The 22,545-nt window shown below is 52.0% G+C and carries 26 protein-coding genes and 3 pseudogenes; 14 read left to right on the forward strand and 15 right to left on the reverse strand.

What is annotated here, in order from left to right; genetic code table 11:
• Positions 1-4 precede the first annotated feature (4 nt).
• The 6 genes from betA to AC1V0D_RS06940 all read left to right on the forward strand — a co-directional run bounded on the left by betA (position 5) and on the right by AC1V0D_RS06940 (position 4,825).
• Positions 5-1,687 (forward strand): choline dehydrogenase, encoded by a 1,683-nt coding sequence (betA, locus tag AC1V0D_RS06915; protein WP_482907151.1) that lies wholly within the window; start codon positions 5-7, stop codon positions 1,685-1,687.
• Between the two features lie 426 nt (positions 1,688-2,113).
• Positions 2,114-2,464, forward strand: a complete 351-nt coding sequence (mdtJ, locus tag AC1V0D_RS06920) for a multidrug/spermidine efflux SMR transporter subunit MdtJ (RefSeq protein ID WP_009089777.1) — start codon at positions 2,114-2,116, stop codon at positions 2,462-2,464.
• Positions 2,451-2,780 carry a multidrug/spermidine efflux SMR transporter subunit MdtI gene (mdtI, locus tag AC1V0D_RS06925; protein WP_009089775.1) on the forward strand — a complete coding sequence of 110 codons (330 nt, stop codon included), beginning with the start codon at positions 2,451-2,453 and terminating at the stop codon, positions 2,778-2,780. The genes mdtJ and mdtI overlap by 14 nt, the downstream gene beginning before the upstream one ends.
• Before the next feature lie 199 nt (positions 2,781-2,979).
• Complete coding sequence (locus AC1V0D_RS06930; protein WP_150029498.1) at positions 2,980-4,122, forward strand: acyltransferase family protein; 1,143 nt, start codon at positions 2,980-2,982, stop codon at positions 4,120-4,122.
• A gap of 147 nt (positions 4,123-4,269) precedes the next feature.
• Complete coding sequence (locus AC1V0D_RS06935) at positions 4,270-4,530, forward strand: hypothetical protein (RefSeq protein ID WP_009089772.1); 261 nt, start codon at positions 4,270-4,272, stop codon at positions 4,528-4,530.
• Between the two features lie 109 nt (positions 4,531-4,639).
• A complete protein-coding gene (locus AC1V0D_RS06940) occupies positions 4,640-4,825 on the forward strand; it encodes a hypothetical protein (RefSeq protein WP_009089771.1) in 186 nt (61 codons plus the stop codon).
• A 79-nt stretch (positions 4,826-4,904) separates the two neighbouring features.
• Here the strand turns inward: AC1V0D_RS06940 and AC1V0D_RS06945 are convergent, their stop codons facing one another.
• The 8 genes from AC1V0D_RS06945 to AC1V0D_RS06980 all read right to left on the reverse strand — a co-directional run bounded on the left by AC1V0D_RS06945 (position 4,905) and on the right by AC1V0D_RS06980 (position 11,000).
• Positions 4,905-5,042 (reverse strand): hypothetical protein, encoded by a 138-nt coding sequence (locus AC1V0D_RS06945; RefSeq protein WP_009089769.1) that lies wholly within the window; start codon positions 5,040-5,042, stop codon positions 4,905-4,907.
• 214 nt (positions 5,043-5,256) lie between these two features.
• A complete protein-coding gene (adhP, locus tag AC1V0D_RS06950) occupies positions 5,257-6,276 on the reverse strand; it encodes an alcohol dehydrogenase AdhP (RefSeq protein WP_009089768.1) in 1,020 nt (339 codons plus the stop codon).
• A 649-nt stretch (positions 6,277-6,925) separates the two neighbouring features.
• Complete coding sequence (locus AC1V0D_RS06955) at positions 6,926-7,099, reverse strand: hypothetical protein (RefSeq protein ID WP_009089766.1); 174 nt, start codon at positions 7,097-7,099, stop codon at positions 6,926-6,928.
• A gap of 197 nt (positions 7,100-7,296) precedes the next feature.
• The gene (gene iraP / locus AC1V0D_RS06960; RefSeq protein ID WP_033736214.1) at positions 7,297-7,659 is read right to left on the reverse strand and encodes an anti-adapter protein IraP; all 363 of its coding nucleotides are present in this window, start codon (positions 7,657-7,659) and stop codon (positions 7,297-7,299) included.
• Positions 7,660-7,954: 295 nt separating this feature from the next.
• Positions 7,955-8,395, reverse strand: coding sequence for a WapI family immunity protein (locus AC1V0D_RS06965; RefSeq protein WP_482907152.1), 441 nt, complete (start codon positions 8,393-8,395; stop codon positions 7,955-7,957).
• Positions 8,396-8,412: 17 nt separating this feature from the next.
• A complete protein-coding gene (locus AC1V0D_RS06970) occupies positions 8,413-9,219 on the reverse strand; it encodes a hypothetical protein (protein WP_482907153.1) in 807 nt (268 codons plus the stop codon).
• Between the two features lie 582 nt (positions 9,220-9,801).
• Positions 9,802-10,431, reverse strand: coding sequence for a hypothetical protein (locus tag AC1V0D_RS06975; protein ID WP_482907154.1), 630 nt, complete (start codon positions 10,429-10,431; stop codon positions 9,802-9,804).
• A gap of 446 nt (positions 10,432-10,877) precedes the next feature.
• The gene (locus tag AC1V0D_RS06980; RefSeq protein ID WP_482907155.1) at positions 10,878-11,000 is read right to left on the reverse strand and encodes a helix-turn-helix domain-containing protein; all 123 of its coding nucleotides are present in this window, start codon (positions 10,998-11,000) and stop codon (positions 10,878-10,880) included.
• A gap of 158 nt (positions 11,001-11,158) precedes the next feature.
• On the opposite strand from AC1V0D_RS06980, the gene AC1V0D_RS06985 reads away from it, so the two are divergent.
• From AC1V0D_RS06985 to AC1V0D_RS06995, 3 genes and pseudogenes are all read left to right on the forward strand, one after another.
• Positions 11,159-11,362, forward strand: a complete 204-nt coding sequence (locus tag AC1V0D_RS06985) for a hypothetical protein (RefSeq protein ID WP_482907156.1) — start codon at positions 11,159-11,161, stop codon at positions 11,360-11,362.
• A gap of 296 nt (positions 11,363-11,658) precedes the next feature.
• Positions 11,659-11,991, forward strand: a pseudogene (locus tag AC1V0D_RS06990) (replication endonuclease); the annotation flags it as partial.
• A gap of 167 nt (positions 11,992-12,158) precedes the next feature.
• Positions 12,159-13,370, forward strand: a complete 1,212-nt coding sequence (locus AC1V0D_RS06995; RefSeq protein ID WP_482907157.1) for an ATP-binding protein — start codon at positions 12,159-12,161, stop codon at positions 13,368-13,370.
• Here the strand turns inward: AC1V0D_RS06995 and AC1V0D_RS07000 are convergent.
• A pseudogene (locus AC1V0D_RS07000) lies at positions 13,360-13,908 on the reverse strand (phage portal protein); the annotation flags it as partial. The gene AC1V0D_RS06995 and the pseudogene AC1V0D_RS07000 overlap by 11 nt on opposite strands.
• A 12-nt stretch (positions 13,909-13,920) precedes the next feature.
• Between AC1V0D_RS07000 and AC1V0D_RS07005 the strand changes: the two are divergent.
• Positions 13,921-14,133, forward strand: a pseudogene (locus AC1V0D_RS07005) (tyrosine-type recombinase/integrase); the annotation flags it as partial.
• A gap of 45 nt (positions 14,134-14,178) precedes the next feature.
• A complete protein-coding gene (locus tag AC1V0D_RS07010; RefSeq protein ID WP_132499918.1) occupies positions 14,179-14,499 on the forward strand; it encodes a DUF4156 domain-containing protein in 321 nt (106 codons plus the stop codon).
• 409 nt (positions 14,500-14,908) lie between these two features.
• On the opposite strand, the gene AC1V0D_RS07015 is transcribed toward AC1V0D_RS07010, so the two are convergent.
• The 3 genes from AC1V0D_RS07015 to copC are packed head-to-tail and all read right to left on the reverse strand — an operon-like array spanning position 14,909 to position 16,543.
• Positions 14,909-15,256, reverse strand: a complete 348-nt coding sequence (locus tag AC1V0D_RS07015) for a YebY family protein (protein ID WP_009089760.1) — start codon at positions 15,254-15,256, stop codon at positions 14,909-14,911.
• A 28-nt stretch (positions 15,257-15,284) separates the two neighbouring features.
• Positions 15,285-16,160, reverse strand: coding sequence for a copper homeostasis membrane protein CopD (gene copD, locus AC1V0D_RS07020; protein ID WP_482907158.1), 876 nt, complete (start codon positions 16,158-16,160; stop codon positions 15,285-15,287).
• A gap of 5 nt (positions 16,161-16,165) precedes the next feature.
• On the reverse strand, positions 16,166-16,543 hold the full coding sequence (gene copC / locus AC1V0D_RS07025) for a copper homeostasis periplasmic binding protein CopC (RefSeq protein ID WP_482907159.1): 378 nt from the start codon (positions 16,541-16,543) through the stop codon (positions 16,166-16,168).
• 151 nt (positions 16,544-16,694) lie between these two features.
• On the opposite strand from copC, the gene AC1V0D_RS07030 reads away from it, so the two are divergent.
• Together AC1V0D_RS07030 and exoX are read left to right on the forward strand one after the other, a co-directional pair.
• Positions 16,695-16,928, forward strand: a complete 234-nt coding sequence (locus tag AC1V0D_RS07030) for a DNA polymerase III subunit theta (RefSeq protein WP_009089756.1) — start codon at positions 16,695-16,697, stop codon at positions 16,926-16,928.
• On the forward strand, positions 16,925-17,596 hold the full coding sequence (gene exoX / locus AC1V0D_RS07035) for an exodeoxyribonuclease X (RefSeq protein WP_482907160.1): 672 nt from the start codon (positions 16,925-16,927) through the stop codon (positions 17,594-17,596). Before AC1V0D_RS07030 ends, exoX begins: the two co-directional genes overlap by 4 nt.
• On the opposite strand, the gene AC1V0D_RS07040 is transcribed toward exoX, so the two are convergent.
• Together AC1V0D_RS07040 and AC1V0D_RS07045 are read right to left on the reverse strand one after the other, a co-directional pair.
• A complete protein-coding gene (locus tag AC1V0D_RS07040) occupies positions 17,590-19,653 on the reverse strand; it encodes a prolyl oligopeptidase family serine peptidase (RefSeq protein WP_325973621.1) in 2,064 nt (687 codons plus the stop codon). The genes exoX and AC1V0D_RS07040 overlap by 7 nt on opposite strands.
• A 116-nt stretch (positions 19,654-19,769) precedes the next feature.
• On the reverse strand, positions 19,770-20,426 hold the full coding sequence (locus AC1V0D_RS07045) for a tellurite resistance TerB family protein (protein ID WP_046101979.1): 657 nt from the start codon (positions 20,424-20,426) through the stop codon (positions 19,770-19,772).
• Between the two features lie 167 nt (positions 20,427-20,593).
• On the opposite strand from AC1V0D_RS07045, the gene purT reads away from it, so the two are divergent.
• Complete coding sequence (gene purT / locus AC1V0D_RS07050; RefSeq protein ID WP_482907161.1) at positions 20,594-21,772, forward strand: formate-dependent phosphoribosylglycinamide formyltransferase; 1,179 nt, start codon at positions 20,594-20,596, stop codon at positions 21,770-21,772.
• Between the two features lie 34 nt (positions 21,773-21,806).
• Here the strand turns inward: purT and AC1V0D_RS07055 are convergent, their stop codons facing one another.
• The gene (locus tag AC1V0D_RS07055) at positions 21,807-22,445 is read right to left on the reverse strand and encodes a bifunctional 4-hydroxy-2-oxoglutarate aldolase/2-dehydro-3-deoxy-phosphogluconate aldolase (protein WP_482907162.1); all 639 of its coding nucleotides are present in this window, start codon (positions 22,443-22,445) and stop codon (positions 21,807-21,809) included.
• Positions 22,446-22,545: the final 100 nt, after the last annotated feature.

A 22,545-nucleotide genomic window follows, 5' to 3' on the forward strand; every position in this document is an offset into this window, starting at 1 on the left:
ATGAATGGAATTTGATTACATTATTATCGGCGCTGGATCCGCAGGAAACGTTCTGGCTACCCGTCTGACCGAAGAGAGCAACGTCAGCGTCCTGCTGCTGGAAGCGGGCGGCCCGGATTATCGTTTTGATTTCCGCACCCAGATGCCTGCCGCCCTCGCCTATCCGTTACAGGGCAAACGCTACAACTGGGCCTATGAAACGGAACCTGAGCCTTACATGAACAATCGCCGCATGGAGTGTGGCCGTGGTAAAGGCCTGGGCGGCTCGTCGCTGATCAACGGGATGTGTTACATCCGTGGTAACGCCATGGATCTCGATAACTGGGCCAGCGCGCCGGGGTTAGAGGACTGGAGCTATCTGGACTGCCTGCCCTACTACCGCAAGGCGGAGACCCGCGATATCGGCCCGAACGATTTCCACGGCGGTGACGGCCCGGTCTGCGTCGCAACGCCAAAAGCGGGCAACAACGTGCTGTTTGAAGCGATGATTGAGGCGGGCGTGCAGGCGGGCTATCCGCGCACGGATGACCTCAATGGCTATCAGCAGGAAGGATTTGGCCCGATGGACCGCACCGTGACGCCGCAGGGACGCCGCTCCAGCACCGCGCGCGGCTATCTCGATCAGGCTAAAGGCCGCGCCAACCTGAAGATCATTACGCATGCCACCACCGACCGTATCCTGTTTGACGGTAAGCGTGCGGTGGGCGTGGAGTTTCTGCAGGGCGACAGCAACACCCTGAACAAAGTGACCGCACGCCGTGAAGTGCTGCTCTGTGCCGGGGCTATCGCCTCGCCGCAGATCCTGCAACGCTCTGGCGTCGGTTCGCCCGAACTGCTGAAGCAGTTTGATATTCCGCTGGTTCACGACCTGCCAGGCGTGGGAGAAAACCTGCAGGACCATCTGGAGATGTATCTGCAGTATGAGTGTAAAGAACCGGTCTCCCTCTATCCGGCGCTGAAGTGGTGGAATCAGCCTAAAATCGGCGCCGAGTGGATGTTCAATGGCACCGGTGTCGGCGCCAGTAACCAGTTTGAAGCCGGTGGCTTTATCCGCAGCCGTGAAGAGTTCAGCTGGCCGAACATTCAGTATCACTTCCTGCCGGTGGCGATTAACTACAACGGTTCTAATGCCGTTGATGCCCACGGCTTCCAGTGTCACGTCGGTTCGATGCGTTCACCCAGCCGCGGTCATGTGCGCCTGAAATCACGCGACCCGCGCCGCCATCCTGCCATTCTGTTTAACTACATGTCGCATGAGCAGGACTGGCATGAATTCCGCGATGCGATTCGCATCACCCGCGAGATCATCAACCAGCCCGCGCTGGATAAGTATCGCGGCCGTGAAATCAGCCCGGGCATTGAATGTCAGACGGATGAGGAGCTGGACGAGTTCGTGCGTAACCACGGCGAAACCGCTTATCACCCGTGCGGCACCTGTAAAATGGGCAACGACCCGATGGCGGTCGTCGATGGCGAAGGTCGGGTGCATGGCCTGCAGGGATTACGCGTTGTGGATGCGTCCATCATGCCGCTGATCATCACCGGTAACCTGAATGCCACCACCATCATGATCGGTGAGAAGATTGCTGATAAGATCCGCGGACGCGAGCCGCTGCCGCGCAGCACTGCGGCCTACTACGTGGCCGGAGAGGCGCCTGTGCGCACCACCCCACAGCGCAGCGACTAAATCGTGACATTGTCACTTTAAATCTCGCCGGGCATCTTATTGTCCGGCTTTTTTATTCCCCCATCTCATGCCACACATTGTTTTCCGTAAACCTGCATCCGCAAATCATCAAACCTTAATCAAAATCAAACAAAGCAGCATCTGCTGTTGATTTCACGATATGCCGGATGCTATAAATCCTGCGTGTAGATAACCGGAGGCACTTTCCGTCCACTGATGAGAAGCAACAATGTGGATGCGTTGTAAACTTTATGCGCAAACTTTTTGTGTTTTATTCCCTGATTTCCCCTGCTTTCCTTTCCGCCCGGAACGTCGCTGATAAGCACTGGCGTAACGCCCTGTAGTCCCCTTCCGCTTCGATATGGTTCTGAGTCTGCGCGCAATCACGCGTGGCAGGTCGTCATTTATTCGTTGCTGGAGATCCCCATGTACGCCTGGGTTTTATTATCACTTGCTATCGTGACTGAAATAATCGGTACGCTGTTTATGAAATGGTCCAGCCTCAGCGGCAGCCAGTATGGCTACCTGATGATGCTGGCTATGATTGCCTGTTCTTATATTCTGCTGAGTTTCGCCATCAAACATATCGCCCTGGGCGTGGCTTATGCCCTGTGGGAAGGTATCGGCATCCTGCTGATTACGCTGTTCAGCGTGCAGCTGTTTGGCGAGTCGCTGTCACCGCTGAAAATTGGCGGCCTGATGACACTAATTGCTGGAATCGTCCTGATCAAAACCGGCACCGAATCATCAGCGGAGGTTAACCATGGTCATCACTGATTTTGTCCATGCGGCCTGGCTGGCACTCGCCATCCTGCTGGAGATTGCCGCCAATATATTCCTTAAATATTCTGATGGATTCAAAAAACGTCTATTCGGGCTGCTTTCGCTCTGCTGTGTGCTACTCGCGTTCAGCGCGCTTGCTCAGGCGGTGAAAGGGATCGACCTGTCGATAGCCTATGCGGTCTGGGGTGGCTTTGGCATTATCGCCACCGTCGCGGCGGGCTGGGTACTGTTTGGTCAGCGACTGAACCGCAAAGGCTGGGCTGGCCTGAGCCTGCTGCTGGCCGGTATGCTCCTGTTAAAACTGGCCTGACAGAGGTCCCGGGCTGTAATAATGGTTAAGGGTGTGCGGCTGCGCGCCCTTAACTTTCTGTGCGTTTTTACCCTTTTCAAGTTGATTTTTTCAGCATTCTCTTCTTCAGATTCCTCTTACTTTTGTAAAGGGCCGTTTACATATCTGTTGCCTTGAGGCTTAGTGAGCGCCGAAGGTCGGATAAAAACGAGGAAGAGTTATGTCTGCAACACGAGGTTGGTCAACTGAGCTTGAGGGATTACGCGGCATCGCCTCTCTCTGGGTACTGGTAGGTCATATCAGCCTGCTGATTCACTGCCATATCACACTGATTTCATCCCCTGGCATCGGTGTCGATCTGTTTATTCTGCTTTCGGGCTACCTGATGGCGAAAAACTATGTCGAGCGACAGCAGAAAGAGCCATGGCAAAGCGCCGCAACGATCAAAAAGTTCTGGATCCGTCGCTTTTTCCGCATCGCGCCGCTCTACTATCTGCTGTTAATCATCGCCCTGATTTACGGGCCGTGGTTTGGCGAGATGCGTGACACCATCGCGCATTTCTACTCCGGCACGGCAACCGAGTCGTCACGTTACACCGACCAGTCGCTGGCAAATGTGCTGACCCACTTCAGTTTCCTGTTCGGCATGCTGCCCGAGTACGGCTTTAACACCGTACTGCCTGACTGGAGCATCGGACTGGAGATGCAGTTCTATCTGCTGTTCCCGTTCATCATGCTGGTGACGATGCGGTTTGGCTATGCCGCCTCCCTGATCGCTATCATGGTGCTCTGCTGCGCCGGACGCTATCTGCTGGCCGATTATTATGAGGCATTTGAGATGCCTTCGATGATTCTGATCAAGCTGAACATGTTCCTGTCGGGCATGCTGCTGGCAGAAGCCATCCGCCGCAAATCGCTGCTTTACGTCGCCTTTGCGCTGCTGGGACCGGTTGCCAGCGTGGCAATGGGTCTGGGGTTCATCAAGCTGCAGGTGATTATGGAAGCGCTGATGATCGTCGGTATGACAGCCATTCTCTGGCAGTATCCACAGGGCAGCCGGATGGCGCAGCTGATTGCTCTGCCGCGTAAGCTGCTGAACAACCGTCTCAGCACCTGGCTGGGCGACGTCTCGTTCTCGGTCTACCTGCTGCACCTGCTGATTGTCATTCCATTGATCGCGCTGCTGCTGAATCACACGGATATCGAATTCAAAAGCGATCTGACGCGCTTTCTGATTGTCTGCGTCTCTGCCATCCCGGTGACCTATGCGCTGGCGTCGCTGCTCTACAAATATGTTGAGAAGCCCGGCATCCGCATGGGTAAACGCGTTCTGGCCCCGAAGCTGGCTGACCAGACCAGCTGAGTGACAGATGGATTCAGAAGCCCCGTTCGCGGGGCTTTTTTATGGCCTGCGATGTCGCGACCAGCAGGGAACCACGTCTTACGCCCTGCACTCCTGCCGGAGTGAACTACACTTTCCCGGTCAGCAATCCGACGGAGAGGAAAATCTATGCGCATTCAGCATCTGTTGTTGTCCAGCGACGGTGGCGCGTTAATCATTGAAGCCGATCAACTTGAAAGTGAGCTGGTGATCCCGCCCCATCTGCAGACCGCCACCGGCGGCGAAGCGGACAGCGATACCGGCCACCGCGTTGCGGTGACCCGGCACTACTGCAAAGGACGCTACTACGCTGTCGCCCTCGATCGTCATGCGGCCAGTAACGAGATCGATGATGTGATCGACCTGCTCCATCCCGCACCGCTGGATTAAACCCTGTCATCAGCCCTGACAAGCGCGGCATCACGCTATTCGCCATGCCGGACAGCACGCGACCGATTGCCCGCTTTTAACGCGTTATAGCATCAGAAGGAGAAGCATCATGCAGAAGAAAAAGTGGTTTGTGTCTTACGTCATTAAGCCGGAAGGTGAACATCATGTCACCACGCACGCCTTTATCGAAGGGGATGATGTGGAAGAGGCGCTGGAACAGTTTATGTTCGAAACGAAAAAAAGTCTGTCACTGGACACGGAAGAGCTCACGCTGCTTTCGGTCAGTCTGGTGTAACCCGGTATTCCGCCTCACAGGTGTGGGCTGGGGGTTATCTGTTTATAATATTGATGATTTTCCCTGGTGCTGCATTCAGTTACTTAGTGGGGTAAGGCCAGGCGTGGTCCATACCTGTTGAGGACAAAATCCCGGTGATCGCCAGATACGCCAGTATCAGGACAAACAGCACAATGGCTGCAATTTCAATGGATTTAAGCAGATGATGTTTCGCCATAAATAACCCTCCTTCAGTTGTGTGTAATCCGACATCACCTCTTAAACTATAATGTTACCGGTAAAGTGCAAGCCAAAAAAACATCATGAAACATAAAGCAGTGCTTATTAATGTTTTAACCCTGGCGGTAACTGCGTAACCCGTGGCATTTAACACTTCAGTCACAAAAAAGCCCGCTCGGGGCGGGCTTCAGCATCAGGTAAGGTGCGTCTGATCAGGCAGAGTGACCGGTGAAGTCGATCACCATCCTGCCGCGAATTTTGCCGTGGATCATCTCATCGAAGATGTCGTTCACCTCGCCAATCTTTCTTTTGGTGACTTTAGGCACCACTTTTCCTTCCGCCGCAAACTGGAAAGCTTCCGCCAGATCGTTGCGGGTGCCGACCAGTGATCCCACCACCTGAATGCCATCGAGTACCAGACGCGGGATATTCAGGCTCATCGCTTCCGGCGGAAGTCCGACTGCCACCACCCGTCCCCCGGCTCTGACCGCATCTACCGCCGAGTTAAAGGCCGCTTTGGCCACGGCGGTCACGACGGCCGCGTGCGCCCCGCCGGTTTTTTCCTGAATAAAGCGCGCCGCGTCTTCACTGGCGGAGTTCACCACCAGGTCGGCACCCATCTCTTTCGCCAGCGCCAGCTGGCCGTCGCTCACATCAATGGCGATCACTTTGGCGTTAAAAACATTTTTGGCATACTGCAGAGCGAGATTACCTAACCCGCCGAGACCATAAATCGCCAGCCACTGGCCCGGTTTGACCTCAGAGACCTTCACCGCTTTATAGGTGGTGACGCCGGCGCAGGTCACGCTGCTGGCGGCAAAAGGGTCCAGCCCCTCGGGAACCTTGACCGAGTAATCTGCAACCACGATACACTCTTCAGCCATACCACCATCGGCGGTATAACCCGCATTAACTACCTCCCGGCAGAGCGTTTCATTACCGGAGTTACAGTATTCACAGTGACCGCAGCCCTTGAAGAACCAGGCCACGCTGGCGCGATCGCCCGGCTTGAGAGAGGTCACATCCGGCGCAACCTCCTCAACAATCCCGATACCTTCGTGACCCAGCGTGACACCGGTTTTATCGCCGAAGTCCCCGTTCTTCACATGCAAATCGGTATGGCATACACCACAGCATTCCATCCTGAGCCGAGCTTCGCCGGTTTTGAGAGGACGCAGTGTCTTCTCAACAACTTCAACCTGGTGTTCACTATTTGCTATTGCCGCTTTCATAAACGTTCCTCCATTTGATTGAACGTTCAGAATAAGCCAAACGGCCGTGATAACAAGCTGACCGTTGAGCTTTGGGTGCGAGCCAGTGAGGTTGTGTTGCATTCTGTGAAGGCGGTGCCACATGCGTGGCGCTTATGCATGCCAGCGATGGATGCCGCTGTCAGAGGACGGTGCCGGCGGCGGGCCCATATGCTGAGAGGGGTTCCGGACAGGCGGGGGGCCCATATGCCGGGATGCCGCAGGCGCAGGCGGCGGCCCCATGTGCTGCGACGCATCTGGCATAGCCGGTCGGCCATGATGATGCCATTCAGAAGCGTGACCATAATGATGACGACCACCTTCCGCCATCACACAGCCGGACATAGCTGAACTTGCCAGCGCTAAAATCAGACAGGGTATAACTTTTTTTAAAAACATAACGCATCCTGGTTGAATATCACCGCCTCAGGGTAAGTCTGCTTTTTTATACGCGGGATAAACGCCTTTACGCGTTTGCGGAGGCTCGCAGAGTACATTGACTATGGTCAACGTGAAGCGATTACGGATGAGATTTTGCGGTGCTTCTGACCCTGCTACGTTACGACAATGTGTCCTCTCCGGGTGGTTCCCGGGCTAAGAATCAGGGCGGATTACACGCAGGACGTTATCACTATCCGCGACTGTATCGGATATAGAGATAAGAAATGGTGACAACCCATGCAACACTGAGCAGCGTTGCATGCTGCGGCACAAAGCTAATGAAGAGATAGATGCCCGCCACAATAACGGCAATAGCAATCCAATCTGAAAAAGAGTGAAGCAGCCACAATAATGCACGTTTCATGGGTGTCTCTGATTGCGCTGCATAACGTTCCTTTGATAATGACAGAGCCTTTTTTGTCCTGTCGCTTCATTTAACGCCCTGCCCTGCACTGGAAATCTCTTACCCTGGGGGAAGGCCTGTCTGAAAGGCATCTGAGAGCGTTGCTCAAAGAGAAATGGAACTGAAAAGCCCGCGCGCGGCGGGCCAGAGGCAACGAATCAGTTATCTTCCTGAAGAAGCTGTGCGGGTGAGGTCACCCCGGCCAGTTCATTGAGTGCCTCATGATTGATTTCTTCATCTGCGCCATCAACCGCGCGGGAGATAATCAGTAAATCCTGAAGTTCGCTTAGAAGAAGCGCCGCATCAGACTTGAGCATTTCATCTGAGTCTGCGGAGTCGATTACCGTGTTGATCGCCTTGTTCGCGCCCTCGATCATCTCCGTTACGCCGCCCTGCTTACTTACCGCGAGCACCAACGCACTGATCAACAGAGACTGCGCCTCAACGCGCGCGGTGAGTTGTTTGGTGCTTGCATCTATTTGTGAAATCTTGGCAAGCATACTTAGCACAACATTCTTCATGGTATATCTCCCTGTTAAACCAGCATTTTATAATTCTGCGGATATGGTGAAAATATCATTATTCTGAAAAGGGGGAGTGATTAATGACCTGCGCAATAAAATCAGCAAAAAGCGGCAAATGAGCGAACGGGTCATCGTGAACCAGACAGATTAAGAATGCAGTGACTCCTGCTGGCGAGCATCCGTAGCCGAAAAAGGACGCCGGTGCTGTGCATCACGCATCAGCCCGTCGCCTGCAGTATTCAGGGTGACAGTTCTCTCGCATGAGAGGAAACAGATGTAATGAATAACCAGCCTAATTCTGCCATTCAATCATTTCATCAAGTCGCTTTAAAATATCGGGAAAATAGGTTTCATCAAGGCCAAAACTGCCTTTAACCTGAACACTGTCGGCATGGGGCTCCGGGCGAAGAATAAATTCAATAGTGACACTATCAATACTGTTTTCATTTGCTACTATCATGTCAAGCTGATGAACATCACTCTGATATTTGAACGATTTGATCTTTTGCTGATTAATTATCGCCCGCTGGAAAGCTGTAAATTCTTTTTTCAATAGTTTCAATTCTCCAACGGTAAATTCCGTTTTAAACGCTAAGTTAAGGCCGCTTACCGAGAATTCTACCCAGGACTTTATCCAGTCCCAGTTATGGTTAACAGGATCGACTTCATTCTCCACCACGCGTTCATAAGGCGCGATTGCGAAAGTAAATTCTTCACTCCTGAGATCAAACATGGAAATGTTCCTGTTAGTTAATAAAAATATTTAAAATGAGATATTGTCCAGTCATATTCTCTGACAATCACCTCAAATCTGTACTTCTGATAAACATACTCGCGACGGTGCTTATCGAAGCGCAATTTATAGATATCTGTTTCGTAACGGAACATTCCTTCTCCTTCACGAGGATCTGGCATGCGCTTGCCATAACGAATAGTTTTTTCCTGAATTTGCAAAGGAACATATCGAGCAGGATCGTACATATGCTTTGCGGCTGCTTCCGTCATTTTGAGACTGCGCGCATGCAGACCGAATTTTAACCGCCCTCGCAAAAGAGATACCGTACCCTGACTAATTTTTGCTGAAAGTGCCGCACGTGCCCCTGATTCAAACAGAACTCGTCCCGTTCGAAGAATACGGAAAACCCCTAATCCAAAAAGGGCAATATCAGTTGGATCAAATAATGGTGTTTCAAGTGGTGCTTCTTCCAGCCTGACAAAATGCCCCTGGACATCATAAACCTGCCATAATCCCGGGGCCTGTGCGACCGTGTATCCGATACACATACCACTGGTTTCATCGGTTACAGGCTTTGCGTTTCGGGGCAAACCGCTGGGGCGAAACTCAAAAAAAACGCCCTCAGGCAATGTCGACTCAAAAGTATAGTAACGTCCGGGTTCCTGCCTCGCTGCTGTTCCTGAAGTCATACTCAATCCCTCGTTTATGACAATGGCTGTTTTATAGTGCCACAGGAAGATAAAACGATCATTACCTGATAGCTTATCACCAAAGTTTGATCGCAAACCTTCCCTTTCCCCCCTGAACACCTTTAAAACCAAGTGTCTCTTCTGTCTGATCAGACCTATGTCCTTATCTTTAAAGATGCCTGACTGATGACTTCGTTGTCCGCTGCGGATCGTTCGGGCCGTGCAGCGTCAAGGGGTGAAACGGCTTGAGCCAGCGCAAATAATGTCGGCAGAGATGCTGTGAAGCCATCTTCACCTGTAGTGAGACGGGAGCGTTAGTCGCCTGAACAATTTCTGTCAATACGACAGAGGGCAGAAAGCGGGGCACGGTTATGCCATATGCGTTGAACATTTCACAAAATATTAAGGTCTGTCAGGCGAAGGTATGAGGTGGCAAATGAGGAGTATTTTGCGCAAAAACTCTTCGCTAAAAATAACTTATTATAACGAAAAAGTGTCTCAATATATTAGGTCAGAAATATGTGATGGGTATAGATCGGACAGGACAGATTCGGGATTTATTGCACACTCATAAATACTCCATATTAATTAGCCAAAAACCGAATACTATTTAATGTTGTTTACTTCACAGCGTGTGGTTATTCGGTGGCGATGAAATGGTTTTACTCAACTGAGCACTGTTGCGGTTATTATTTCACCGCCACCTTATTGTGGCTAATCAGCAGTGTGACGTTTAATGAGTCTTGAAGAGTCGATCAGCCTTACAGCAGCGGAAAGATTTACATACGCTAAAAATGCTCCAGCGGATAGTGCATATAAGGCCATACCTATCTTTGCCAGTGCAGAAAAATCACTCAACTTCTCTAAAATAAAATTAGGCAGTAATGCACTGTAAAGCAGCGGCAATAAGAATATTAGCGCCCCGATCGTGTAGAGTGTTACCTTAACAAAAATAGATACAATAAAATAAAACTTATTAGCATACCTCCTTTTTTTCCAAACGAACGCAAGTGGTTCAGTTTTAATATCTAACAACCCTCTGCACTTTACAAACAAATCAATATCATTAGTGGGATTTTCACTTCTGACTAAAGCTTTTCGTTGTTGCTGACTTAGAAAGTTCTCTTTAGTTATTGCAGCATAGCCATACTCAATGGATAACCGCTTTAAATCTTCATCATCAGTTATTTTATAGAGATCGTAACTCAATTTGCTTAGCTTTTCTCTTTCTTCAAATATTCGTCGTTTAGTTAGAAACATTTCTTTGAAAAAAGAAAGAACCGCTACTAAAGCCAAAATAATTGGTAATACTACTTTGACAAATGTTTCAAGTATCTCCGCCATGCAACTTCTCCTTTTGTTAGAAAATGATCTTGCTTCCATTTGAGCAGCCCGCTCAGTAGTAAAAATGGATTCGCCTGTGTCTCGAATGATGATTTCACCTTCGACTCTATCGAGCCTAAATGTCTTGAATTTACGTGAAAACTCGTAACAACACCACCAAGAAAATAAGTTCGTCTTACCCAAACATTGACAGTGCCTGAGGAAATATCCAGAAATTCATAGAGCTACTTTTGTTGTGTTAACATTATGCATCGAGTATACGGCGAAGCACAGATTTTTCCACCATTAGCCATAACTTCATCATAAACAGTCTTACCAGTTAGGTTTGGCATTTCGCATTGCGGATTAGCTTTTTCAAGTTCGCCAGTAACCAGTCAATTAACATCAGCGCCATTATCAAGAGGGCTTTGTAAAATTATATTGCCCGGAACCTAGCCACGCGCTAACTAACTCGCGACATTGCTCTTAGCAACTTCAAGCCTTTCACTTAACTGTTTATGCATGATGAATCCAGACGCTGAGAGGATTCTTTCTAAAACATCGCACGCAACTGCACTTTCAAGACGCATTATTTTCACCAACAAATGCAAAAATATGCTTACAGCTAAAAAAATGCGATATTAAGTGTTGGTACGACACATGCACTAACATAGTACACGTTTAACTAACAAAGATACTGCGTTATTCATACTGAAAATTAAAACAGTTATAACGCATTTGCCTGTCAGTGCTGGAAGAATGGATTGCTAACGGTGTAGTGCTGCTCGCCCCTATCCCATCTTTCGCCTACACGCAGAACCCTACCAATCGTAAGACCGGCGAAGTGGTAGATATCACCATGACGAAACAAGGCAAGCCGCTTATCAATGTTGCTGCTCGGCCTGAGAAGAACTACCAGCAAGCAATCAAATGCCGCTACATCAAACCGTAACTTGATTTTGCAAGTTAAGAAGGAACTAAGCATTTTTGATTTCAAGGTTTCTACCCATACCCATTACGACGATGCCTGTCGTAAATTAGCGTTAGCTCACAATTTATGAGATGTAGCTAAATAGTCTTGCATGCTTGCGCAAACGCTGCGTAATAAACTGAATCCATACCAGCCGCATTAGCTTTACCGTCTTAGACGATTTTAGCCTATACCGATATTACTAAGGGTGCAACTTCTACAGAACCTATAGGGTCATCCCTGTCGACGCGTAGCGTTATCTCTGCAACGTCTGGTAGAAAATCCCCGTCAAAATGCACCGCGAAGAAATCCGCATCTTCAGGGTCAGTGTTGCTAAGCCTCATTATGATGCAATACCGCACTAGTACATGCTCGTGTTTATGCGCCATGAGCAGGCTGATCACGTGCGCGAGAACATGCGCGACTAGCCCTGCCAAAAAGACGGCAGCGAACTGACAGCCGATAAAGCCAGTTTGCATGCCGAGGCTATTGAACCGGACAAAGGTAGCGCGACAGGTTACGTTGCTAAATAAATTTCAAAGAATATCGATGGCTATGCGCTGGACGGCGAAACGGACGACGAAAGCGGCAAAGACCTTAAGAAAACCGCCTTAAGATACCTCATAAATGATAAAATTAGGTTTGTCAGACGATTAAGAATGCTCTCGCTAGAATTTAACTTCATAAAATTTTGCCTATGGAAATTTTCTCTTGCCTATAAACCTGAAATTATATTTAATAAGAAAAATCTCATTTCACTTTTAAACGAAGGAATGTCATGAATACTGGGAATGGTGTTTTCGCACAGTTTAAAGCGCAAAAGGCAAAAATAGTTGACGTAGATCTCTATTTTACGCCATCAAAACCTATTGAAGCATACACGCATCTAAAAGGAAGAGATGACGAAGTAAAACATATCTTAAGTACATTAACTACCGCTGGCCAGCACTGCATGATTTATGGCGAACGTGGGATAGGTAAAAGCTCCCTTGCGTTATCAACCCTTGAAGGTGGTAGAGAAACCGGTATCTTTTCACAGCCCTTTTTTATAAAAAGATGCGATAAAAAAACAAGATTCAAAGATATAATTCAGCAGCCAGCTATATATCTTGATGAAGATTATGCCGCTCAAAAGAAAGAAACAACAACCAAAACCGGCATAGGTTTGAATCTATTGAAGCTATTCCGTGCTGATGTAGCTGTCGAAATTAAAAAAACAATTGAAAAAGAAGATCTGACAGCAAGTAAAGTTAGCCAAGCCTTTGCAGATATGGAAGGAATACTGTTAATAGATGAATTCGATGTTGTTGAGGATAATGTTAAGCACGAAGTTGCGGAATTAATTAAGCAACTAAGCGATAGTAACAGCAAACTAAAGATTCTTTTAGTAGGGATAGCTAGCGATGGTGGTTCGTTAATTGCTGGCCATCAATCTGTTAACCGATGCCTGCATGAAATTAAATTATCCCGAATAGAAGATAAGTATCTCTATGAGATAATAACTACTGGAGAAGCTGGCCTAAACATTACCTTTAACGATGATGTTAAGGATAAGATAGTGGAGATAAGCAATGGCTTTCCTTACTTCACACATCTAATTGGTAAAGAATCGGCAGAGATATCACTAACGGATTACAAAAATCCGATAGACCAAGAGGTATTAACAAAGGCTTTGCAGAAAGCAGTTATTAATACAGAAGGTCTATTAAAAAGGGCCTATGAAGAAGCTGTAACCTCTTCACGAACAGATGTTTATCCATACATCCTATTTGCTGCTGCTAAATTTGCTGACAATAGATTTACCATCCAAGAGTGGATTGTTCAGATTAAAGAGGATACAGGCATACAATACAATAATAATGGTATGAGTAACTACATAGGTCGATTTACCAGAGAGGACAAAGGGAAAATAATAACTAAAGCAGCTCGGGGAGTTTATAGAATTACTGATCCGCGCATGCCCAGTTATATTAGAATGGTTAATAGTTAATAGTATTCAACCGATTATATAAGTATATAAGTATATAAGGCTGAAATTGGATTACTTCCTCTTTCAGCCAGTAAAGCATCTCTTTATATTCTCTCCTGTAATGGCGTTAACTCATTCCTTACAAATATCTGTGCCGCTTTCGCCGCGTCACCGCTCCCCAGAGTTGTCCGGGATAATCCCCTTCATCTGCGGTGGTACGCGGCGCGCTTAACAGATCTTCGCGGCTGGTCTTCTTGATGTAAAAGAAATCGTCTTTCGTTGCGACTTCGCTGATCGGCAGAATATTGATTTCGTCCGGCTTTACGTGGGCACGTACAGAAACAAGTTACGCAGGTTACCTAGGCCTTTCGTGTCACGTATCGCCTGGCGCATCCAGTCTACGTCGCTATTGCTCTGCGCCGCGTCGGTCATATACAGGATGTAACCAGCGGGCGCGCCATTCTGGTAATAGTTGCGTCGGAACAGCGTCGCCGCCTCATTCAGCCATGCAGAATTTAGCGCTAAGGTATTCTGGCAGGCCGCACAGCTTTAATTTTATCAGGTCATTCGCCTGGCAGGTATTCAATTACGGGAAGGCCAGATGAGCTATGTACTGCGCCATAGCTTTGCCAGTCACTTTATGATGGGCGGTGGAAATATCATTGTACTGCAACGCATTCTCGAGCATTCCGACATCAGGGTGACTATGCGTTATGCGCATTTTGCGCCAGATCATCTCGAAGACGCTATCAAGCTGAACCCAATTGCAAATTTTATTTGCTGAGCGAATAATCGGTCATACGTTTATTCAAGATAAAAAAGGTATCAAATGAAACTTGGAAGGTTAGGTTCAGTTTTGGTAGTCATTACTATGCTGGCTGGTTGTGCTACCAACATGTCGGAAAGAGCATCTCGCGTGCAAATAATCTCTGCAGAAGATGCAAAACAATATCAATTTGTCGCTAACTTAACGGGCACTTCTACCCTGACCGGGGTAGCAAGACATACCGGTTATCAAAATGCATTAAATGAAGTATTAGATAAAGCTGCTACAGCTGGCGCGCAATATGTTGTTCTCGATCCTAATAGTGCGCCTTCGTATTGGACAACAAGTGAAGTTGTTAGAGGCACCGCTTACAAGAATAAATAATCGCCATGATAGTTCAAAATAGATGATTACAAGCACGTTCCGCCACTGTTTAATGCCAAACATTGGCGGTTAGAGAGTGACGACAAAATGGCGACTCAGAGTCCAGCAGAGTAGAACAGAAGGTAACAGGAAAGGGTTTAACTGATTGTTTTTTTATAAGTTACTATCTTTAAATGCCAACCAAAAAAAGACCGAATACGATTCCTATATTCGGTCCAGGGAAATGGCTCTCAAGGAGCCGTGCGCTAAAAGTTGGCATTTATGAAGGCGATAACGCCTTGCAACTTAAGATTAGAACAGCGCAGAGGAATTGCCAGCTGAGGCATGGCACAGGGCCATAAACAGGATCAGTTTGTGATCGCAACGGCAAAAAACAGTCGGGCGCAGCGTGATGCTGCACCCGGCAGGCCTACTTACCGCACAGCGCCTGAGTGCGCTCAACAATCGGCTGCAGGCTCATCATCTGGCCCGGATGCGCTTTATCCTCGCTCTGGATCACGCTGATCGGCTGCGCTTTCACCTGGTTGCTTTTAAACAGCGCATCCGCTTTGTCGTTCAGCGGGTATTGCATCAGCGTGCTCGGGTTGATGGCAAACATGGCACCGTCCTTCTCGCAGGTCAGCATCACCTCTTCACGATTAAACGGCCACTTATCTTTACCGATCTCAAAGCGGCTGACGGTAATGATTTGTGCCGCCAGCGCCTGGCCGCATACAGATAATAACAGGATTGCGGGGACCACTTTCTTCAGCAACATAACTGCCCTTTTCTCTCTTAAATCACATTCAGGCTGGCGACAGCGTGGCAAACACGCTGACCAGCCCAACCACGCCACACGCCAGCAGCAGTTCGAGCTGTGTCATGCGGATAAATTTTTGCTGGGTGCCGCTACCCGCGACGCGGAAACGCGGCACCAGCCAGTAGCGGTTAATCAGCGCCACTCCCACCATCAGGGCCACCAGCAGCACTTTCCCCAGCAACAACAGACTATAGCGGGATTCGTGCCACGTCAGCGGCCAGCCCAGGATCATCAGGCTGTTCACACCGCCGGTCAGCAGCGTTAACGCGACCGCCAGATGACCGTAGCGCGAAAAGCGCATCATGGTGCGGATCGCATCGGTGCGGCGTTCGATCTGGCGCGCTTCACGCATCAGCAGCAGAAGCGGAACAAGTCCCCCCACCCAGAACGCTGCCGCAATCAGGTGCAGCGCATGGTTGATGTGATGCAGCAGGCCAGGCCAGCCTTCCCGCATCGCGGCATGCCCCGTCAGGGCCATACAGGCCAGTTGCAGCACGCCTGCCAGCAGTAAGGCCTGCTGGCGCAGTTGCGCGGTCAGTAATAACGCCGACACGGCGAGCACGCTGAACACGATTTCCCACTGCCACACCGCACCGAAATGGGTGCCCAGCACCGCCAGCCAGATGTCAGGCTGAAGCAGATTGGCGCTGTCGCCACTCATCAGCACATTCTGGCAGGCCAGCATCGCCAGCGCGCTGAGCAGGGCCAGCCACGCACTTCCGTTTACCAGCGGATTAAGTCGCCGCGCCAGTTGTGGACGATAACGTTCTGGTGCCAGCAGCGCGCTGTAGCAGGCGCTGGCGGTCAGCAGCATCACGGCAGCAAAATGGAGCGCACGCAGCGCTGGCCAGAGGGTTATCACGACGCTTACTTCACGCTGAAGCGGTAGCTTCCTGCGGTTTTGTGTCCATCCACCGACAGGACATGCCAGTTAACCTGATAGCGCCCCGCTTTCAGTGGCTGAGGCAGGCTGACAATCAGCCGATCTTTGTGGCCGGATGCTACGCGCGCCTTCTCCGTCGCAACAGGCTTCTGATGATCGTCAAGCAGCGTAACGCCGCTGAACGCGGGTTCAATCTCTTCAGTGAAAGTCAGCGTCAGCGCATCGGTAGCGGTTGTTACTTCTGCTTTGGCCGCCGGCGTGGAGGCGCGGAGATGGGCATGCGCAGCGGCCAGCGAGCTGAATGCCATCGCACCGGCTGCTGCCAGCGTAATAACCATGCGGGAAATGTGTTTTTTCTGCATCAGATCATCCTTTTAGCCGCCGCCAGGGCGATAAACGAGGCAAAAGGATACGCTGCTGCATTTGCACTGTCGAGGCCAGCAATGCGATCCTTAATCCTTGATTCAGACCGGCGAAAACATTACTTTTGCCCCCTGTCATCAGGAGAATATTATGAGCCATAACCTTGCCCTGCTGTCCCAGGACGAGAAAGATAAGTTAAATGTCGATTTAGCGGCTGCGGGCGTGGCGTTTAAAGAGCGCTATAACATGCCGGTCGTTGCCGAGATGGTAGTGCAGGAGCAGCCCGAAGCGCTGCGTGACTGGTTTCGTCAGCGTCTGATGCATTACCGCCAGGCGTCACTGAGCCTGTCACGCCTCCCTTACGAACCGAAGATGAAGCAATGATGTTTCGCGTCATAGATACCGAAACCTGCGGCCTGCAGGGTGGCGTGGTGGAAGTGGCCTCCGTCGATGTGGTTAATGGTCAGATTGTGAATCCGATGAGCGATCTCATCCTGCCTGACCGCCCCATCAGCCGTCAGGCGATGGCCGTGCACCGCATCACCGAAGCGATGGTGGCCGGAAAACCGACCATCGAAGAGGCGATCCCGCGCTACTACGGCAGTGCCTTCTATGTGGCACATAACGCCAGCTTTGACCGCCGGATGCTACCGGAGATGTTTGGCGAGTGGATCTGCACCATGCAGCTGGCGCGTCAGCTCTGGCCGGGCATCAAATATGGCAACCAGGCCCTGCGTCATTCCCTGAAGCTGGATGTTACTCCTCCAGCCGATCTGCATGCGCATCGCGCGCTCTATGACTGCTATGTGACGGCGGCCCTGCTGATCCGCATTATGGAGACTTCGGGCTGGAACGCCTCCGAGATGATTGTGCGCTCACAACCGGCGGCCCAGCGCGACGACATTCTGCCATTCGGCAAATACCGTGGTCAGGCGATTGCGGTGGTGGCGCGCAAGGATCCGGGCTATCTGAAGTGGATGCTGGACAACGTCAGCGATCTGCGCCCGCCACTGCGGCAGGCGCTGCGTAAATACCTGACTGAGCCTCAGTAATCCTCTGCCGGGGGCAGGGTGCCCTGCGCCAGCCCCAGCAGGAAGGCATACTCCATCGCGATCCCTTCATAGGCTTTAAAGCGCCCCGATTTGCCGCCGTGTCCGGCATCCATATCGGTGCAGAGCAGCAGCAGATTATTATCGGTTTTCATCGACCTCAGTTTCGCTACCCATTTGGCCGGTTCCCAGTACTGAACCTGCGAATCGTGCAGGCCGGTGGTTACCAGCAGATGCGGATAGGCTTTTGCCTCAATGTTGTCATAGGGGCTGTACTGGCGGATGTAGTGGTAGTACTCCGGATCGCCGGGATTGCCCCACTCATCATATTCGCCGGTCGTCAGCGGGATCGACTCATCGAGCATGGTGGTGACAACATCCACAAAAGGAACCTGCGCCACAACGCCATGGAAGCGCTGCGGTGCCATGTTGATCACCCCGCCCATCAGTAAGCCGCCCGCGCTGCCGCCCATGGCGTAGAGACGTTCCGGATGCCCTATCCCGCGCGCCACCAGCGCATTGGTCACGTCGATGAAATCCGTGAAGCTGTTCATTTTGTTCAGCAGGCGACCGCCGTCATACCACTGCTGCCCCAGCTCCCCGCCGCCGCGCACCTGAATCAGGGCAAACACAAAGCCGCGATCCAGCAGGCTCAGACGGCTGACGCTGAAATCGGCATCCATGCTGCTGCCATAGGCGCCGTAGCCATAGACCAGCATTGGATTCTGGCCGGGCTGATAGTGTCTGCGATGATAAACCAGCGACACCGGCACTTCGGTACCATCGCTGACTTTTATCCAGTGGTGCTCGCTTTTGTAATCGTCGGCGTTGAACCCTTTCACCGCGCTCTGCTTCAGGATGCGGCGCTCGCCCGTGTCCATATCCAGCTCAAACAGCGTGGTCGGTGTGGTCATTGAGGAGTAGCCGTAACGCAGTTTGCTGGTGCGCGGCGTCGGATTGTAAGCCAGCCAGGTGACGTAAGTGGGATCGTCAAAGGCGATGCCACTGGTTTCGCCGCTGGCCCAGTTAATCTGGCGCAGGCTGGTCAGGCCGCGCTGGCGCTCTTCAACCACCAGCCAGTCGCGGAACAGCTGGAAATCTTCCATCACCACATTTTCACGCGCCGGGATGAGCGTCTCCCAGCGGGATTCATCCAGATAACGGCTGCGATAGAGCCCGAAGTTTTCGCCTTCCCGGTTAGACCGGATAAAGAACTGATGCTCGTAGTGATCGATGCTGTATTCATGATCGCGGCGGCGCGGCAGAAACACATGCGGCTGCGCATCAGGGAAATCAGCATCGATCAGCTGAATCTCGCTCGTGTTGGTGCTGTAGAGCGCAATCATGATGAACTGCTTTGAGGTGGTCTTGTGGACGCTCAGATGATAGGTGTCATCCTGCTCTTCATAAACCAGCTGATCATCAGACTGCGGCGATCCCAGCTCGTGTCGCCATACCTGATAAGAGAGCAGCGTCTGCGGGTGTTTCCGCACGTAGTAGAGCGTGCGGGAGTCGTTACCCCAGGCGAAGCTGGAGGAGGCGTTGCTCAGCACTTCAGGATACCAGCTGCCGCTCTCAAGGTTGCGGAAGCGGATGCCATACTGGCGGCGCGAGAGAAAGTCCTCGGCCAGCGCCATCACGCGGTTGTCCGGGCTGATATGCAGCGCGCCCATGGTGTAAAAGTCGCTGTGTGACGCGCGCTGGTTGGCATCCAGCAGCAGGGTCCACTCCGCCGACTCCTCGCTCGCCGCGGGCTGACGGTAATAGGCCGGATACTCATTGCCGCTCTGATAACGACTCTGATAGCGGTAGCCGTTTTTGACATAGGGCACTGAGTGATCTTCCGGTGGCAGCCGGTCGATGATCTCTTTTAAAACCCGGTCCTGCAGCGGCTGCTGTGACGACATGACTTTTTTGCCGTAATTATTCTCGGCCCGCAGGTAATCAAGCACTTCGCTGTTTTCGCGCTTATCGTCGCGCAGCCAGTAATAGTTGTCGACGCGCGTCTCGCCATGCAGCGTCATTTCATGAGGAATTTTTTTTGCAATGGGAGCTTTCATCCATCCGTCTCCGTGAACGTCATGATCTGTAAGCGTAACACTTAAGTGGCGGGAAGCCAGGGGGCAGCGAGGAAGCGGCGGCAGGCGGGGCCTCTTCTGAGGCCCGCCAGGAGAAGTTAACTGGCCGGAAGACGGGCTTTTTCGGCCTGGATATCCTGCTGAATGCCGTCGCGCACATCCTGAGGGATTTTCAGCGCGTCACCCAGCGCAGAGAGGTAGCTGCGTTCCATGAAATGATCGACATCAATGGCGGCGCAGCTGAGGAAATAGAGCTCCAGCGCCTCTTCCTCGTTCTTCACGTCAGCGGCCAGCCACTGCGGGTCCAGCGGGCGATTCATCGCTTTCTGGATCAGCTTTTCCGCATCCTGACCGTAGCCGGACTGATGAATATTCTGCTCAATAGCGGCACGTTCCTGATCGTCGATGTGTCCGTCGCTTTTGGCGGCAAACACCAGCGCCGTGACCAGACGCTCAGCGCGCAGATCGACCGGTGTCTGCGACACGCCGAAGTCCGGTTCGCTCTGATGCGCGTCGCTGACCCGCTGTTTATATTTGTTCCACAGTACCGCACCCGCCGCCGCCCCGCCGCCGATAATCAGCGCCTGGCCGCCATATTTCGTCAGCAGTTTGCGGGAAGACTTACTGCTGATCAGCATCGCGGCCAGCCCCCCCAGCGCGCCTGGTGCCAGCATATCGCTCAGGCCTCCGCCCGATTTACCGTCACCGCCCTTCTTCGCCAGTACCGACTGAATCTGTTGCAACCAGTTGTTCATCATCCGCTCCTGTTCACGATGTCAGCCTGCTATCCTGGCGAAAGGGTTGTCAGGAAACGTCAGAGCGGGAAAAGTAAGGCAAATAGCGGCGTTATACGGACGAAGCGTGAGAACGCAAACGTTTTCGTTTATACTTGCGCGCGAATTTTGACTGCTTAGGTGAATGTATGACAACTCTCGGAACGGCGCTGCGTCCGGCGGCAACACGTGTGATGCTTTTGGGTTCGGGTGAACTGGGTAAAGAGGTGGCGCTGGAGTGTCAGCGTCTGGGTGTGGAAGTGATTGCGGTCGATCGCTACCCGGATGCCCCGGCCATGCACGTGGCGCATCGCAGCCATGTGATCAACATGCTGGATGGTGCGGCCCTGGCTGCGTTAATCGCGCAGGAGAAACCTGACTTTGTGGTGCCGGAAATCGAGGCTATCGCCACGGATACCCTGGTTGAGCTGGAGCAGCAGGGCCAGCGCGTGGTCCCTACAGCCCGTGCCGCACGGCTGACCATGAACCGTGAAGGGATTCGTCGACTCGCCGCGGAAGAGTTATCCCTGCCGACCTCACGCTATCGCTTTGCCGACAGCAAAGCGCGCTTTGATGAAGCCGCCGAAGAGATTGGCTTTCCGTGCATCGTAAAACCGGTCATGAGCTCCTCCGGCAAAGGCCAGAGCTTTATCCGTGACGCCAGCCAGCTCGACAGCGCCTGGGACTATGCGCAGCAGGGTGGCCGCGCCGGAGCCGGTCGCGTCATCGTAGAGGGCGTGGTTAACTTCGATTTTGAAATCACCCTGCTCACCATCAGTGCCGTTGACGGCATCCATTTCTGTGCGCCGATTGGTCATCGTCAGGAAGATGGCGACTACCGCGAATCCTGGCAGCCGCAGCAGATGAGTGATGTGGCGCTGCAGCGGGCCCAGGATGTCGCCGCGCAGGTGGTCAAGGCGCTGGGTGGCTATGGTCTGTTCGGCGTCGAGCTGTTTGTCTGTGGCGATGAGGTGGTGTTCAGTGAAGTGTCACCGCGTCCACATGATACCGGCATGGTCACGCTGATTTCGCAGGATCTGTCAGAGTTTGCGCTGCACGTGCGGGCGTTCCTGGGTCTGCCGGTTGGCGCAATTCGTCAGTATGGTCCGTCCGCCTCGGCCGTTATCCTGCCGCAACTGACCAGCCAGAATGTGCAGTTCGTCAACATCGAAGCGGCGCTGGGTGCCGGTCTGCAACTGCGCCTGTTCGGTAAGCCGGAGATCAGCGGTCAGCGTCGTTTAGGCGTGGCGCTGGCGAGCGGTGAGACGACGGATGAGGCAATTGCGCGTGCCGTTGCCAGCGCAGCAGCGGTGACGGTTCAGGGGTAACAGCGTGCGGTGAGCAGACGCTCACCGCTTCAGCTTACTTCGCGCCTTCAACGGCTTCACGCGCCAGGCGGGTGATGCGATCCCAGTCGCCCGCTTCCAGCGCATCATTCGGCACCAGCCAGGAACCGCCGATGCAGAGCACGCTTTTCAGCGCCAGATAGTCACGGTAGTTTGCCGGAGAGATCCCGCCAGTCGGGCAGAAACGGACCTGCGGGAAAGGCCCGCCAATGGCCTGCAGCGCTTTGACACCGCCATTCGCCTCGGCCGGGAAAAACTTAAATTCGCGCAGACCGTAGTCCATTCCGGTCATGAGTTCAGAGACAGTGCAGATACCCGGAATCAGGGGAACCGGCCCTTCCACCGCGGCCTTCAGCAGTGATTCCGTAATCCCCGGACTGATAACAAACTGCGCGCCGGCATCGGTCACCTGCTGAAGCTGCTGCGGATTGATGACGGTTCCCGCCCCCACAATCGCCTCCGGCACCTCTTTGATCATCGCACGCAACGCCTCCATCGCGACAGGCGTGCGCAGCGTCACTTCCAGCACCCGGACACCGCCCGCCACCAGCGCTTTTGCCATCGGCACGGCATGTTCCAGCTTATTCACGACGATGACCGGCACCACAGGCCCGGTGGTCAGAATCTGTTCAGCACTCATCTTCCAGTTTTTCATCAGTTCCCCTTGATTAATAACACCGGGATAGCAGCCCGGTCACGGAGCCTCGGCTCCTGCCCTGTAATGATGACACTACCATACATGATCGGCTTCCGAA

This window comes from Pantoea sp. PA1 (genome assembly GCF_056856975.1).

What these genes read in the sequence shown, in the direction of transcription:
- betA (WP_482907151.1), top strand. Translation starts at nt 5, where the DNA reads ATGGAATTTGATTACATTATTATCGGCGCTGGATCCGCAGGAAACGTT.
- mdtJ (WP_009089777.1), top strand. Translation starts at nt 2,114, where the DNA reads ATGTACGCCTGGGTTTTATTATCACTTGCTATCGTGACTGAAATAATC.
- mdtI (WP_009089775.1), top strand. Translation starts at nt 2,451, where the DNA reads ATGGTCATCACTGATTTTGTCCATGCGGCCTGGCTGGCACTCGCCATC.
- AC1V0D_RS06930 (WP_150029498.1), top strand. Translation starts at nt 2,980, where the DNA reads ATGTCTGCAACACGAGGTTGGTCAACTGAGCTTGAGGGATTACGCGGC.
- AC1V0D_RS06935 (WP_009089772.1), top strand. Translation starts at nt 4,270, where the DNA reads ATGCGCATTCAGCATCTGTTGTTGTCCAGCGACGGTGGCGCGTTAATC.
- AC1V0D_RS06940 (WP_009089771.1), top strand. Translation starts at nt 4,640, where the DNA reads ATGCAGAAGAAAAAGTGGTTTGTGTCTTACGTCATTAAGCCGGAAGGT.
- AC1V0D_RS06945 (WP_009089769.1), bottom strand. Translation starts at nt 5,042, where the DNA reads ATGGCGAAACATCATCTGCTTAAATCCATTGAAATTGCAGCCATTGTG.
- adhP (WP_009089768.1), bottom strand. Translation starts at nt 6,276, where the DNA reads ATGAAAGCGGCAATAGCAAATAGTGAACACCAGGTTGAAGTTGTTGAG.
- AC1V0D_RS06955 (WP_009089766.1), bottom strand. Translation starts at nt 7,099, where the DNA reads ATGAAACGTGCATTATTGTGGCTGCTTCACTCTTTTTCAGATTGGATT.
- iraP (WP_033736214.1), bottom strand. Translation starts at nt 7,659, where the DNA reads ATGAAGAATGTTGTGCTAAGTATGCTTGCCAAGATTTCACAAATAGAT.
- AC1V0D_RS06965 (WP_482907152.1), bottom strand. Translation starts at nt 8,395, where the DNA reads ATGTTTGATCTCAGGAGTGAAGAATTTACTTTCGCAATCGCGCCTTAT.
- AC1V0D_RS06975 (WP_482907154.1), bottom strand. Translation starts at nt 10,431, where the DNA reads ATGGCGGAGATACTTGAAACATTTGTCAAAGTAGTATTACCAATTATT.
- AC1V0D_RS06980 (WP_482907155.1), bottom strand. Translation starts at nt 11,000, where the DNA reads ATGCGTCTTGAAAGTGCAGTTGCGTGCGATGTTTTAGAAAGAATCCTC.
- AC1V0D_RS06995 (WP_482907157.1), top strand. Translation starts at nt 12,159, where the DNA reads ATGAATACTGGGAATGGTGTTTTCGCACAGTTTAAAGCGCAAAAGGCA.
- AC1V0D_RS07010 (WP_132499918.1), top strand. Translation starts at nt 14,179, where the DNA reads ATGAAACTTGGAAGGTTAGGTTCAGTTTTGGTAGTCATTACTATGCTG.
- AC1V0D_RS07015 (WP_009089760.1), bottom strand. Translation starts at nt 15,256, where the DNA reads ATGTTGCTGAAGAAAGTGGTCCCCGCAATCCTGTTATTATCTGTATGC.
- copC (WP_482907159.1), bottom strand. Translation starts at nt 16,543, where the DNA reads ATGCAGAAAAAACACATTTCCCGCATGGTTATTACGCTGGCAGCAGCC.
- AC1V0D_RS07030 (WP_009089756.1), top strand. Translation starts at nt 16,695, where the DNA reads ATGAGCCATAACCTTGCCCTGCTGTCCCAGGACGAGAAAGATAAGTTA.
- exoX (WP_482907160.1), top strand. Translation starts at nt 16,925, where the DNA reads ATGATGTTTCGCGTCATAGATACCGAAACCTGCGGCCTGCAGGGTGGC.
- AC1V0D_RS07040 (WP_325973621.1), bottom strand. Translation starts at nt 19,653, where the DNA reads ATGAAAGCTCCCATTGCAAAAAAAATTCCTCATGAAATGACGCTGCAT.
- AC1V0D_RS07045 (WP_046101979.1), bottom strand. Translation starts at nt 20,426, where the DNA reads ATGAACAACTGGTTGCAACAGATTCAGTCGGTACTGGCGAAGAAGGGC.
- purT (WP_482907161.1), top strand. Translation starts at nt 20,594, where the DNA reads ATGACAACTCTCGGAACGGCGCTGCGTCCGGCGGCAACACGTGTGATG.
- AC1V0D_RS07055 (WP_482907162.1), bottom strand. Translation starts at nt 22,445, where the DNA reads ATGAAAAACTGGAAGATGAGTGCTGAACAGATTCTGACCACCGGGCCT.